Consider the following 13631-nt stretch of genomic DNA (forward strand, 5'->3'; position numbering starts at 1 on the left):
TACCTACATTAACAATTTGTTTTTTTTTTTTTTTTGTAGTATTGCTTTTTAGGGCGTTAGAGAAGCATTTGCACTTTAATTGCTCAAATACTAAAAAAGGAGCTAGTAATGCTTAGCAAGGTTTTAAAATTCAGTGGTGCTTGCACATTTGGAATGGTGTTTTTGACAGGCTGTGGGTTGTTTGGTGGTGGAGAACAGCCAAAGCCACCTTATGAGCCAAAAAAGCTAGAAGCGCAAGCTAGAGGTATCACTGTGGCAAAAAGCACACCATATAATTGCAAGATTTTGGGCGAAGTAGAGGGCAAAGACAATGTAGGTGATAGAAGCGGTGCGACAAGAGAGCTGCTAAGAGAGGGGGCGATAAATGACTTAAGAAACGAAGCCTCTTATGTCGCTGGCGAAGGTAAACGAGCGATGATAGCTATCACAAAAGAGGAAGTCAAATGTATAGCCACCGTAGGCAAAGCAAGGCAAAATGTGGATTGCACAAACGGCTTGCCAAATGGTGCAACAAATGGCGTGCTAGTCTCTCAAAGAATCCACGCACAAGTCTTTGATTGTGGTGAAAAATAAGCAAACCGCATAGATAGTAGGCAAAAATTTACATTTTGTATATTTTTGCTATTTCTCGCGCCCTGCTAGAGTAGCACTCCTTACCATAATCTAGCAGGGCGTTTCTTTTTTTTCTTATACTTTCTTTGACATATTTTTTAATTTCTCCACTTTTTTATCTCTCCACTTGCCAAAGCCCTGCCAAACTTAAAAATCTAAAACCCATAATTTTCCTAAATCTATCCCACCGCTTCGCTAATTTATCTTCCCCACACACTACCCACACATAAAAAGATTTTACTCACTAGCATTTGTATCCCACCAAATCTGCGGGCTTAAGTCATAGCGCGGGTGGATTTTTGGCATTGAGATATTGTGCCAAAACGCCACCCTAAAGTTTGGCAAATAATAATGAGGCACGACAAAGTCCCCCCACAAAAGCACCCTATCAAGCGCGTGAGTAGAGAGAATCTGCGCTTCTCTATGCGGAGCTGCTATCACGCGCTCTATGAGGCAGTCTACCACTTCTAGCCCTACCCCACTATAATTCCTACTGCCTACCATACTCGCACTCTCTTTGCTCCAAAAATACCTCTGCTCATTGCCCGGGAAAAGGCTCTGCCCGATAATCCCCACAATCATTTCATAATCAAAATTTTTCACTCGATTGGCGTATTGACTAGAATCTATTTTTTGGATTTGCATTTGTATGCCAAGCAGTTTTAGATTTCGCCCATATCGCACAGCTAGTCGCTCAAAAGCAGGATTATCTAGAAGTAGCGTGAAACGCAATGGCTTGCCACTTTTAGAGTCAAGCAGCACTCCATTTTTCATCACAAATCCCGCTTCTTCTAGCAAATCTCGCGCTTTTTTTAGATTTTCTCTCTCTTGTAAGATATGGCTTGGCACTTGGCTTTTGGGGGATTGATTTTGCTCTGCTTGTCGCGCAAGATTTTGCGCACTTTTTTGCTCGCCATTTTTAGCTTGAGATTGCCCACCATTTTGCGTTAGATTTTGCCCTTGCACTCCTCCGTTTATGCTAGTCGCGTCAAAATCTGCATTCGTGCTAGGTATCACATAAGGAGTGTCAAACATATTTTTTAGTCGCGTTTTTGAGATTTCGCCCCTGCTATCACACTGCTTGATAAGCTCGGATTCTGCCTTGCTTGGCAAAGGTGGGCTAGCAAAAATCGAGTGATTAAAGTAGCTTGTCGTGCGCTCGTATTGAGAAAAAAACAAATTTAGATTACTCCACTCGAAGTTAAACGCATAAATAAACGCCCTACGCACAAGCGGATTTGCAAACACCTCCTTGCGCGTATTCATAAAAAACCCCTGCATACCGCTAGGTAAGCTATGAGGAAATGCCTTTAGGCTAAATTGCTTAGAATCCAACGCCTTGCTTTTATACCCCCTAGCCCACACCTTTGCCGCACTCTCCACACGCCAATCATACTTATGGCTCAAAAACGCCTGCAACGCCACCGCATCATCTCTGTAATACTCAAAAACAAGCGTATCAAAATTGAACTGCCCTACCCTGCTTGGCAAGTCTTTTGCCCAATAGTTTTTGTTTCGCTCATATATGATTTTTTTGCCTACTTCGTAGGATTTCACCGAGTATGGTCCGCTTCCTAGCGGGATTTGCAGAGGATTTTCCCCAAATGTGTTTTTGCCATTTTTGACATAAAAATGCTTTGGTAGCACACTTAGCTGCCCCAAAATCAGTGGTAGCTCCTTGTTTTGCGTGGTTTTAAAAACAAACTCCACACGATAAAAATCCAAAACCCTCACTTCCCTGACATCTGCATAGTATTGACGATAGAGCGGACTAGCCCTGCTTATCATCATCTCAAAGCTAAACGCCACATCTTGCGCACTTACCGCTACCCCATCGGCAAACCTCGCCCTTTTGTCTATGGTAAAAATCACGCTAGAATTATCACTAGCCACAGCGACATCACTAGCGATTAGGGCGTATTGAGCATAAGGCTCGTCCATACTTTGCGCCATAAGCGTATCATAGACATTTTCTAGCCCGCTAGCAGACTCGCCCTCTATACTAAAAGGATTTAGCGAGGAGAAGCTCCCTAGTGCATAGCTTTTTAGCGTGCCACCTTTTGGGGCGTTTGGATTTACATAGCTAAAGTGCTTTAGATTTGGGTATTTTGCCCTCTCTCCTAGCGCGATATATGGCGCAGCCCTAGCAGAATCTAGCGTAAAAAAGAGGGGAAAAAAGAGGGGAAAAAGCGAGGTAAAAAGAGTTGTAAAAAGGGTGGCAAAAAATGAAGCAAACCTCCGCCCAAAAAACAAATGCGTAAAAAAAGCAAAAAATCTTTTGATATTTTTTTGCTTTGGTGGCATTGGTGGCGTTGTCGGTATTTGCAACATTGGTGGTATTGGTGGTATTGGTAGCATTGGTGGCAGTGGCATTTGGCGCGGTGTGATATGTGGCATTTTTATCCTATTTATTTGATATTTATATGCAAGCAAGCAAATTACAAGCAAATTTTTAACAAAATCTAGCAAATCTTTGCAAAATCTAATAGAGATATTTCGCTTGTCCTCAATATGACAACTAAAAATGAGCAAGCAGAATCTGCTATTTGTAATACTTAAGCGAAGCGAAGTATCTCAAACAAACTTCTTAAATTGTCATACTACAACTTTTTGTCATACTTAAGGGCGTAGCCCGAAGTATCTCAAAAGATTCTGCAGATAATGCAAAATCCTTTGGATATTTCGGTTTCTGCGAAACCTCAATATGACAAAGCAGGTGGGCACAATGTAGTTTCCCCCTCCATTGTAGGTGGTGATTCTACTTATTCCCCCTCCCTTGCGAGAGACAACCTCACGAGTTCCCCCTCCCTTGCGAGAGACAACCTCACGAGTTCCCCCTCCCTTGCGAGTGGGCTAAATCCAATCAGTTCCCCCTCCCTTGCGGAGGGGGCTAGGGGGTGGGTAGATACCACCTCCGCACTTCAAGCAAGGCTGGCAACTGCTAACGCAAAAGATACCCACCCCCAAACCCCCTCCGCAAGGGAGGGGGCTTTTAAAATCGCCAACAGCGCAAGCCAACAAACCACCCCATCCAAACCCAAACGCCTAGCACTATCACTTATCACAGCTAGTGCGCTTACAGGACTTGCACTAGACATAGCAGCGGCGCAGTGTGCTTGGAATATCGACTGGGCTCACGGAGGAGATGCCAACAATGTCGGCTATGCTGGCAAGGTTGATTGCACGGGCGTATCCAATAATATTGACCAATTCCTAAAAAACGGCGATGGGTATAACCGCCCCACCTACTATCGCTCAAACTATTGGAATCTAAGCGGTAGCACGACTGAATCAACCATAACCACCACCTTTGATACGACTAAGTGGAACAACCCCACTTCATCTATCGCTTCTGTTAGGAATTTCAACAAGTCCAACATCTACCAAGAGGTAAATTTCAATAGCTTCAATGGTAGCAACACTTCCTTTACATTCCAAAGTGGCTCTAGCGATAGCAACCCAGACTTGAACTACAACAGAGTAAGGATAAATGTAAATAGTGGCACTAGGCTAAAAGAACTGCACCTTACAGGGCATTTCAATCAAGGCGTGGGTATAACAGGCTCTACGATAACAACCCTAGAGACAAAAACAGGGACAATATCCGCCCTAAACATAAGTGGCTCAAATATCACTAGCTATACCAAAACTTCTGGTAATGTCAATACCCTAAACATAAGTGGCTCAAATATAAACTCATTTACCAATACCGCAGGTAACATAGGCACGCTTACCATAAGTGGCTCTACACTTCATAATGCTCTAACAGTAAATGGTGGCAACATAACCAATCTAAATATCGAGGGAGGCACTACCCTATCTAAAATAACAGGCACAGGCACAGGCACGATAAACACTCTAAGCATCGGTAATAGAAGTGGTGGATATGGTAGTGCAAATATCGCTAACTATGACTTATCATCACTCAATGTCGGCACATTGAATCTATTCTCTGCTTCACTTACGATAAATAGTCCATCAGGCACTTGGAATCAAGCAAGTGATGCAGGGAGTAATAACCTAGAGCATATCTATGTGAAAAATAGCACTTCTGTGGGTGTAGCTACCAACTCCGTGCGTATCACGCTAGGACAAGGAGCTAGAGTAAATGAAGTGTATTACTACAACAAAATCATCACAGGTGCTAACGTAAGCGGTGTAAATGCAAACCATGTGCAAGGTGCTCCGGGTGTAGGTATAGAGCCTACCGCTTATGGCACAGGATTCCTCCTAAGTGCTGATGTAGCCACAAGCTATGGCTCAAGCGTGTATCGCGCGCTAGCTTTGTCAAGCCTCCGCCGCAATGCTATGACGCAAAACATACTAGATACGATGACGACTAAGACATTCCATAGCGATAGGTATTACAATCAAGAAGTAGAACTTCGCTTGCTTCAGTATGATTTATCTAGGCTGACAAATCGTAGCTCAAAATTCTCTAAGCAAACGCGCAAAAATCAAAGCAAAGTCGATAAAGTGCGTGAAAAAATGGCGAAACTAACCCTAGAGCAATCCAAAGGGCAAAATCTAGACAAAGGCTATAATAACTTCGAGCTAATAGACCAACTAGATGCAATCTTTATCCCCTACACAGGACGCAGGGATTGGAGATTTTTCGCACTTCCTTATGCTAGCCATAGCTATGTGGATTTGGGTGCTTCTAGTGCTATGGAATACGCAGGTGGTGCAGTATTTGGCGTGCAGCGAAACCTAAGAGCAGCTGGAATCTTTGGTGGCTATCTAGGATATGAGTTTGTAAATACTGATACCGAGCTAGTAGGCGCAGCCACTAGAGTGCAAACTCACTCTTTGCAAGCAGGGCTAAACTACTTTAAGACTTTCTCATTTACTTCAAAGACTTGGGAAGGATTCTTGCGAGCAAATGTGAGAGGTGGGGTAGATTTACCACAATTTAACTTTAACACAGGGGTTTATAACCTTAAGCTAGAAAGCAATGAAAAAGCATCATCTATCCCTCTACTATGGAATGTCGGTGCAGAAGTCAAAGGTGGAATCACTTTCTACTACTTCAAACGCAATAGCTACCTAAGCCCTGAAGTAAGCCTAAGCTATGATATGCTATCCACCTTTGATACTTGGCTAAACAAGCCTACTGCTTCGCTAGGTGGGACAAGCTTTATGCCACTAGGTGCGCACGAATACTACAAAGGCTTTTATTGGCATTTGCCTCAAATCGGTGCTGCGGTGCGCTACTATAAAATGTGGGGCAATACTTTCCGCACAAACCTAAAAGCTGGTATCAAGTATAATATGCTAAATAAGCAAGACGCTACATTTAGAATCGGTGATAGCAAAGACTTCGAGGATACATCTGCGATTACTCTACCTGCAGTGTATGGAAACCTAGCATTTGACTTTATCTGGATGATAAAGAAAAACCACGAGCTAAGTTTCGGCTATGATGGACTTTTCTATGCTAGCACATTTGACAAAAGTAGCACTAACGCGCTAAATAATTGGTTTAACGGTGTAACCACTACGCTAAACTTCAAATACGCTTATTGGTTCGGCGGGACTGACTATGTAACTGATAAAGACGGAAATGCAGTCTCTCGCTCCATCGCAGAGGGCAAAAAGTCCAAAAAAAGCAAGAAGTCTAAGTCTAAAAAGTCAAAGAAGTCTAAGAAAAAAGTCTACTATATCGATGGGTAATGGCATTGTAGATTGAGTAAGTGAGCTTTGTATCGTGGGGTAAGGGGGCTTAATTTAGTAGCCATTTGGTAAGGGGGACTTAGTAGGTGAAAGTATTTGTCATACTTAAGGGCTTTTAAGCCCGAAGTATCTCAAAAGATTCTACTATTTGTCATACTGAGCGTAGCGAAGTATCTCAAGTAAAACAAAAAGAGATATTTCGCTTACGCTCAATATGACAAAGTAATTGGAAGCAATCTTTAAGATTCCCCCTCTCTTGCAAGTGAGGGCAAGCAAATTATTTCCCCCTCCCTTGCAAGTGGTAATCTCAAAATTCCCCCTCCATTGCTAGCGACAACCTCAAAATTCCCCCTCCCTTGCGGAGGGGGATAAAGGGGGTGGGTAACCATTTGATAAGCGAGGGGATTAGATTTACTTAGACTAAAGCACTCGCTTGTCATACTGCGACTTCTTGTCATACTGAGCGTAGCGAAGTATCTCAAAAGATTTTGCAGATAATGCAAAATCAAGTAGAGATATTTCGCTATCGCTCAATATGGCAATGAAATTGGCGACAAGACAATATGACAAAAAATGGGTAACAACACGACAATTAAAAAAGTCAGTATGGCAGTGGATTGTTGTGATTTAGCTAAGTAGCCTCTTATGCTCTACCTTTATGCAGCTATTTTCCTCGTAAATGATTTTTGCGTTTGTGAGAATCTCTTTTGCACGCGCATTGCTTAAGCCTAGCTGCACCCACACGCATTTTGGTTTATTCTCTAGTGTGATGATTTCTTGTGCGATTTCTTCTAGCACTTCACTTTTGCGAAAAATATTTAGAATATCAATTTTGGCATTTTGGCTAAATGCTTCTTGCAAATTTGCATAAGCCTTTTTGCCCAAAATCTCGCCATTTGGTGGAATCTTTGGGTAGATAGGAATGACATTATAACCTTGTGCTAATAAATACTTTGCCACTGCGTTACTTGCTTTGCCCTCATCAGGGCTAAGCCCCAAAATCGCTATGTTTTTGGCACTCTTTAGCACTTCTATTTTTATGAAATCTTGTTTTTCTAAGTCTTGCATTTTAGTTTCCTTAAAAGTCTAAATCGCCTTTTATCACTTGAATCAAAAAAGTGGTAGATTTTTATAGATGATTTGCAGATAAATGTTTTGTAGATAAACGCGTAGCAGTATTTATTATGATTTCCTTGCTGTGGATTTTTCGTGCTTGTGTAGGCGGTTTAGTTTCTCTCACTTACATTTTCCCTCCACTTCTGCGCTATACTTTTTGGCTATATTTTTTGGCTTCCCTCTAAATTTCCCCCTCCAAAAAATCTCCCCCTAGTTTCCCCCTACTCTGCTTTAAGCCTACTCCACTTCAGCATCTATAACATCATCATCTTTGCCTTTTTTGCCACCGCTTGCATTACCTGCATTTGCCCCACCTTGCGCGTTTTGGTCTTTGGCATACATAGCTTCGGCAAGTTTGTGGCTTGCTTCTGTGAGTATTTTTACCTTTTCATCGATTTGCTCTTTTGTAGCGTTTTCATCTTTTAGCGTGGTTTTTAGCTCCTCAAGCGCAGAGTTTATCTTTTCGACATCGCTAGCCTCTAGCTTGTCTTTCATTTCTTGGAGTGTTTTTTCTGTTTGATAGACTAGCGAATCTGCCATATTGCGCGATTCTATCGCACCTTTTCGCTTAGCGTCCTCCTCTTTGTGCAGCTCGGCATCTTTTACCATTTTTTCGATTTCGCTATCGCTTAGCCCGCTAGAGCCTGTGATTTTGACTTCTTGAGATTTGCCGCTTGCTTTGTCTTTTGCACTCACGGTTAGGATTCCATTTGCATCTATGTCAAATGTTACCTCGATTTGTGGCACACCACGCGGTGCAGCTGGGATTCCTTGCAAGTCAAAGTTTCCTAGCAATTTATTGTCTTTGGCTAGCTCGCGTTCGCCTTGAAGCACGCGAATGGTTACGGCTGGCTGATTATCCTCTGCGGTAGAGAAAGTCTGGGTTTTTTTGGTAGGGATTGTCGCACCTCTATCGATTACACGCGTCATCACGCCACCAAGTGTCTCAATCCCAAGCGATAGCGGCGTTACATCAAGTAAAAGCACATCTTTGACATCACCCTTTAGCACGCCACCTTGTATCGCCGCGCCTACAGCCACGACTTCATCAGGATTTACAGATTTGTTGAGTTCTTTGCCGATGAAGTCTTTTACGCGCTCTTGGACTTTTGGGATTCTCGTGCTTCCACCCACCATTACCACTTCGCTAATATCACTCTTGCTAAGCCCCGCATCTTTAATCACAGAATCAATCTTAGTGATTGTCTCATCGATTAAATCATCAATAAGGCTTTCAAACTTCGCTCGAGTAAGCTTTTTGACAAAGTGCTTAGGACCGCTTGCATCAGCAGTGATAAATGGCAAGTTGATTTCAGTTTCTTGCGCACTGCTAAGCTCTTTTTTGGCATTTTCTGCGGCGTCTTTTAGCCGTTGCAACGCCATTACATCGCTTTTTATATCAATCCCGCTTTCATCTTTAAATTCACCCGCTGCCCAATCGATTATGCGGTTATCAAAGTCATCGCCTCCCAAAAACGCATCTCCGCCTGTGGCAAGCACTTCTACGACATTATCGCCTGTTTCTAGCACTGTTACATCAAATGTTCCGCCACCCAAGTCATACACCATTATTTTTTCGCTCTCTTTTTTATCTAGCCCATAAGCAAGCGCGGCTGAAGTAGGCTCGTTTATGATTCTAAGCACATTTAGCCCTGCTATCGTGCCTGCTTCTTTGGTAGCTTTGCGTTGAGAATCGTTGAAATACGCTGGCACGGTGATAACCGCCTCACTCACGCTCTCGCCCAAGTAGCTCTCCGCGTCCTCTTTGATTTTCATAAGAATCTTCGCGCTAATCTCTTGAGGCGTGTAGGTTTTATCCGCGATTTCTACCGCACACGCGCCATTTCTATCCACGATTTTATACGGAAGTCGCTTTTGTGCCTCTTTTGCCTTATCCTCATTTAGCATAAGCCCCATAATGCGCTTAATGGAGTAAATCGTCTTTTGAGGATTGGTAACGGCTTGCCTTTTGGCTGGCTCGCCTACGAGAATCTCGCCCTTATCTGTAAATGCCACGATTGAGGGTGTGGTGTTTTTGCCCTCTTTGTTGGCAATGATTTTTGCCTCTGTGCCTTCATATACCGCCATTGCGGAGTTTGTCGTTCCTAAGTCTATTCCAATTACTTTTGCCATTTGTTATCCTTTGTGTTGGTTTTTGTGTGTTGGTTTTTAGTTTTTGACTATTGCCACCATAGCTGGTCGCAAAGTCCTTTCTTTGTAGACATAGCCCTTTTGCAAAACTTGGGCTATGTCGCCATCTTTTAGTCCCTCATTTTGCACCTGCATAATACACTCGTGCAAATTGGGGTCAAACTCGCCACTTGTGCTAATCTCCTCTATGCCGTGCTTTTGCAAGGCTTTTAAGAGATTATCCTGTGTGAGATTGATTCCCTCCAAAATCGCACTATGCTCTTTTGCCGCTTCTTTTGCCCTATCAAGCGTATCTATGATAGGAAGCAAGTCTTTGGCAATCTTTTCATAGGCGTATTCTAGGGCTTGATTTTTATCCCGCTCTAGTCGTTTTTTGACATTTTCAAAATCCGCGTGAGCGCGAACATATTTGTCTTTCCATTCGCTTAGCTGGGACTTTAGCGTATCTATGTCGCTAGAGTCGCCCTGCCCGCTAGAATCACTTTGGCTTAAATCCGCACTAGAATCTGCTAAATCTGTGCTAGATTGTGATTTTGCAGTTTCTTGTGCTTCTTGTGATTGTGCACTTGATTGGCTTATCAGTTCCTCTTGTGCGCAATCACTAAAATCCGCGCTTTTAGATTCTAGTGCAGAATCCAAATCGCTAGATTGCATAGAATCTTGGCTCATTTTTACTCCTTTGTGTTGGGATAAATCTTTTTATTCTTTTTTTTTTGTGATTTTGCTTGCCTCACGCGCTTGCTTCTAGTGCTTCATAAAAGCCCTCATAGTCTTGCGTGATTTTGCCTACACATAGCATTTTTGCCTCTCTATCCTCGCCGTTTTTGGTATAAGTCGCGCTATGTGCTAGCACCATATATTCGCTTTTGTCAGGGAAAAACATAGTATTTTCAAGTTTGGAAAACATCTCGCCGCTAAGGATTTCAAGTGCGGTTTGTGGCTGTGTGCTAAATAGCTCACCCAAAAACTCTAGCCCAAAAAACTTCGGTGTGCTTTGTAGATTGCAAAGCACACTATATAGGCTAGTAGCGCAGACTTCCTTAGCGATTTTGATAATATCCTCAATAGACATTCCAAGCAATTCCTTGCAAAAGCGCGACATATTTGCCACAAGCGGAATAGCAACCCTATCCTTACTAAAGCAAAGTAGTAGTGTATCTGCTTCCTCTAGCTCGATGACTTTTAAGAGTTTTTGACTAAAGTGTGGCTTTATGGCGCAAGATAGCGCGAAAAACTTACAACTAGATTCTAGCTTGGCAGAATCTAGTGTGGGGTTTAAATCTTTGGGGCTAAGCACATTGCGCCAATAGTTTTTTAGCGCGTAGGCTGTCGGCACTCGCCCAGAGCTGATATGGGTTTGCACGATTACGCCCTCTTGCCCCAAAATCTTAAAATAATTGCGAATCGTAGCAGAAGAGATATTTACACCAAGTGCGACTTTGAGAGTCTCCGAGCCGATAGGCTCTTGGCACTTGATATAATGCTTAATCATCTCATTAAGCAAAAACTCTTTTTTTTGCATTTGCTAATCCTTACAATATTTAAAAAAGCCAAAAGTTTCAAAAACTTGCAAAGGCTATAAAAACTAAAGACTAAAGTGATTTATCTTTAGCGATGAGAATATTAGCCAAAAAAAGTAAATAAAATTAGCATTTAAGCAAAAAGATTGCTAAAAATATCAAAATATGAGTGTATTACTATAAACTTTACTTAGTATATTTACTTAGATTTTCTTATGCAAAGATTAGCAATATGTAAAAAAATAACGGAAAATCAAGCAAAAATACAACCATAAAAATTATAAATTCTAGGATTCTTAAATATTTCTCACTTTTACATTTTCAAACAATCGTTTGACTTTTTTAAATTTCTTTGCTAGTATTTCGGCACAAACATTATCAAACACGGAGCGACAATGAGACAAATCCTACTCCTCTCGCTTATAGCCTTGCACCTAAATGCCGAGCCACTCACACTTGAATCCGCGCTTAGTAAGGCAAGGGAGCATTACCCACTGCATAAAAACAAAGATTTGCTCCAAAAAGCACAGGACTTAGAGCTAGTAAAGCTCAATATGAGCTATATCCCGCGACTAAAGCTAGGCGCAAAAGCCACTTATCAAAGCGATGTAACCACTCTGCCATTTTCTAGCCAAACGCTAAATAACCTTTCTGGTGGGAATCTCAACTACAAACCCCTAAGCAAAGACCAATACAATGCAAATATAGAAATCTCTCAACCGCTCTTTGACGCGGGGAATCTCTGGGCAAATCGCTCACTCACAAAGGCAAAATACAGCACGCAACAAGCCGAGCTAGAATCCGCGCTTTACTCCGTGCAAAATAGCGTAATAAATGCCTATTTTGCGGCACTTTTGCTAGAGAGGCAAATCAATCAAAGCGAGATTCACGCAAAAGAGCTAGGCAAAAATCTAGCCACGCTAAAAGCTAGATATGCCAATGGCGTGGCAAATAAAAGCGACATTGATAAACTAAAGATTGAGATTTTGCAAACCCAAAACACCCTAGCAAATCTCACAAATGAGCGCGAAATCGCCCTAAGCACGCTAAAAGAGCTTGTGGGATTAGAGCAAGACATAGAGCTAGTAACACCACGCCAATCGCTTGATTCTCTGCAATCACTTGAAGTAAAAAGCGCAAGTTTTGAATCGCGCCCTGAAATGCGCGTTTTTACCCAAAGAGCAAATGAAATCACAATGAGTAAAAATGCCGAAACGGCGCGGTTTTTGCCCTATATTGATGCGTTTTTCCAAGCAGGATATGGCAACCCCGCACTAAATATCCTAAAAAGCGGATTTAATAGCTACTATATCGCTGGGATAAGGCTAAATTGGGACTTTGGCAATCTTTATTCGCTCCATCAGCAAAGCGAGTTGCGTAGAATGCAGATTTTGCAAAATGACGCCAAAAAAGAGGAATTTTTACTCAATATGAGAATTTCGCTAAAAAGCCAAATCAAACGCGCGAACAATTTACAAGATAAGATTAGCAAAGATACGCAAATCATCACCCTGCAAGAAAATCTCACCAAATCCGCACAAGCAAAGCTACAAAATGGCGTGCTAAGTGTGAATGATTTTTTAAGCGAAATAAACGCGCTAAACACGCTCAAACTCCAAAATAATTACGATGAAATCGAGCTTCTAAAGCAAATCTATGAGATTTACCAAAGCCTAAATCAATGGCAAAACCCACAAAATCAATAAAGGAGTGATAATGAACATTCTAAAAAAAGCATTTGCAATAAGCACAATATGCACCATAAGTGTGCTTTTTAACGCGTGTGGAAACAACAACGACTTTGATGCGATGGGGATTTTTGAAGCTGATGAAGTGCTAGTGAGTGCAGAAGTGAGTGGGAAAATCATCGAATTTAGCGCGGTAGAGGGAAGTGAACTTGCACTTGGGCAAAGCAGTGTGCGCATCGATTCTACACAAATGCAGCTAAATGAGGCAAAACTATCCTTACAGCTCCAAAACGCCAAAAGCGAATCTACGCGCTTAGAGCGACTATATCAGGCAAATGCGGGGACAAAAAAGAGCTATGATGATGCGCATTTGCAAGAGCAGATTTTGCAAAAAGAGCTAGAGATTGTGCGTGATAGCCTTGCAAAAAGCGACATAAAAGCCCCCATAAGTGGCATAGTGCTAGAAAAATACGCCAAACTAGGCGAGCTCGCCCTGCCAAATAAGCCCCTTTATAAAATCGCAAATATCGATTCACTGCGACTAAAGGCTTACTTCACAAACGCGGATATAAGCAAAATCGCTTTGGGGCAAAAGGTGGCTGTGTTTGTGGATTTTGGTAAGGGATTTAGCGAGTATGAGGGGAAAATTATATGGATTTCGCCAAAGGCAGAATTTACCCCAAAAACGATTATGACAAAAGATGAGCGCGAAAATGTCGTATATGCTGTCAAAATCGAAGTGCAAAACAAGTCCCAAAATGGCGAAAAACTCATCAAAATCGGCTCTTATGGGCAAGTCAAATTGAAATAGATTCTAGATTCGTGAATCTTGAATCTAGATTCACGAATCGCGATTTGTAGAGAATAAACA

The 13631-nt window shown here is 42.1% G+C and carries 10 protein-coding genes; 4 read left to right on the top strand and 6 right to left on the bottom strand.

Going from position 1 to position 13631, the window contains the following annotated elements:
- Nucleotides 1–108 precede the first annotated feature (108 nt).
- Nucleotides 109–573 carry a DUF4156 domain-containing protein gene (locus tag HMPREF2086_RS06810; RefSeq protein WP_023928051.1) on the top strand — a complete coding sequence of 155 codons (465 nt, stop codon included), beginning with the start codon at nt 109–111 and terminating at the stop codon, nt 571–573.
- Nucleotides 574–849: 276 nt separating this feature from the next.
- Here the strand turns inward: HMPREF2086_RS06810 and HMPREF2086_RS06815 are convergent, their stop codons facing one another.
- The gene (locus HMPREF2086_RS06815; protein WP_023928052.1) at nt 850–3009 is read right to left on the bottom strand and encodes an extracellular solute-binding protein; all 2160 of its coding nucleotides are present in this window, start codon (nt 3007–3009) and stop codon (nt 850–852) included.
- Nucleotides 3010–3273: 264 nt separating this feature from the next.
- On the opposite strand from HMPREF2086_RS06815, the gene HMPREF2086_RS06820 reads away from it, so the two are divergent.
- Nucleotides 3274–6285 (top strand): hypothetical protein, encoded by a 3012-nt coding sequence (locus tag HMPREF2086_RS06820; protein WP_023928053.1) that lies wholly within the window; start codon nt 3274–3276, stop codon nt 6283–6285.
- Between the two features lie 239 nt (nt 6286–6524).
- Here the strand turns inward: HMPREF2086_RS06820 and HMPREF2086_RS06825 are convergent, their stop codons facing one another.
- The 5 genes from HMPREF2086_RS06825 to HMPREF2086_RS10870 form a co-directional block, all read right to left on the bottom strand.
- Entirely contained in the window at nt 6525–6725 is a 201-nt protein-coding gene (locus HMPREF2086_RS06825) for a hypothetical protein (RefSeq protein ID WP_034560442.1), read from the bottom strand.
- A gap of 187 nt (nt 6726–6912) precedes the next feature.
- Nucleotides 6913–7353, bottom strand: a complete 441-nt coding sequence (locus HMPREF2086_RS06830) for a CoA-binding protein (RefSeq protein ID WP_023928054.1) — start codon at nt 7351–7353, stop codon at nt 6913–6915.
- Nucleotides 7354–7638: 285 nt separating this feature from the next.
- Nucleotides 7639–9534, bottom strand: a complete 1896-nt coding sequence (gene dnaK / locus HMPREF2086_RS06835; protein ID WP_023928055.1) for a molecular chaperone DnaK — start codon at nt 9532–9534, stop codon at nt 7639–7641.
- 36 nt (nt 9535–9570) lie between these two features.
- Entirely contained in the window at nt 9571–10221 is a 651-nt protein-coding gene (gene grpE, locus HMPREF2086_RS11600; protein ID WP_023928056.1) for a nucleotide exchange factor GrpE, read from the bottom strand.
- 61 nt (nt 10222–10282) lie between these two features.
- A complete protein-coding gene (locus HMPREF2086_RS10870; protein WP_023928057.1) occupies nt 10283–11074 on the bottom strand; it encodes a hypothetical protein in 792 nt (263 codons plus the stop codon).
- Nucleotides 11075–11467: 393 nt separating this feature from the next.
- Between HMPREF2086_RS10870 and HMPREF2086_RS06850 the strand changes: the two genes are divergently transcribed.
- Entirely contained in the window at nt 11468–12778 is a 1311-nt protein-coding gene (locus HMPREF2086_RS06850) for a TolC family protein (protein ID WP_023928058.1), read from the top strand.
- Between the two features lie 10 nt (nt 12779–12788).
- On the top strand, nt 12789–13571 hold the full coding sequence (locus HMPREF2086_RS06855; RefSeq protein WP_023928059.1) for an efflux RND transporter periplasmic adaptor subunit: 783 nt from the start codon (nt 12789–12791) through the stop codon (nt 13569–13571).
- Nucleotides 13572–13631: the final 60 nt, after the last annotated feature.

This window comes from Helicobacter macacae MIT 99-5501, assembly GCF_000507845.1.
Taxonomy (GTDB): Bacteria; Campylobacterota; Campylobacteria; order Campylobacterales; family Helicobacteraceae; genus Helicobacter_B; species Helicobacter_B macacae.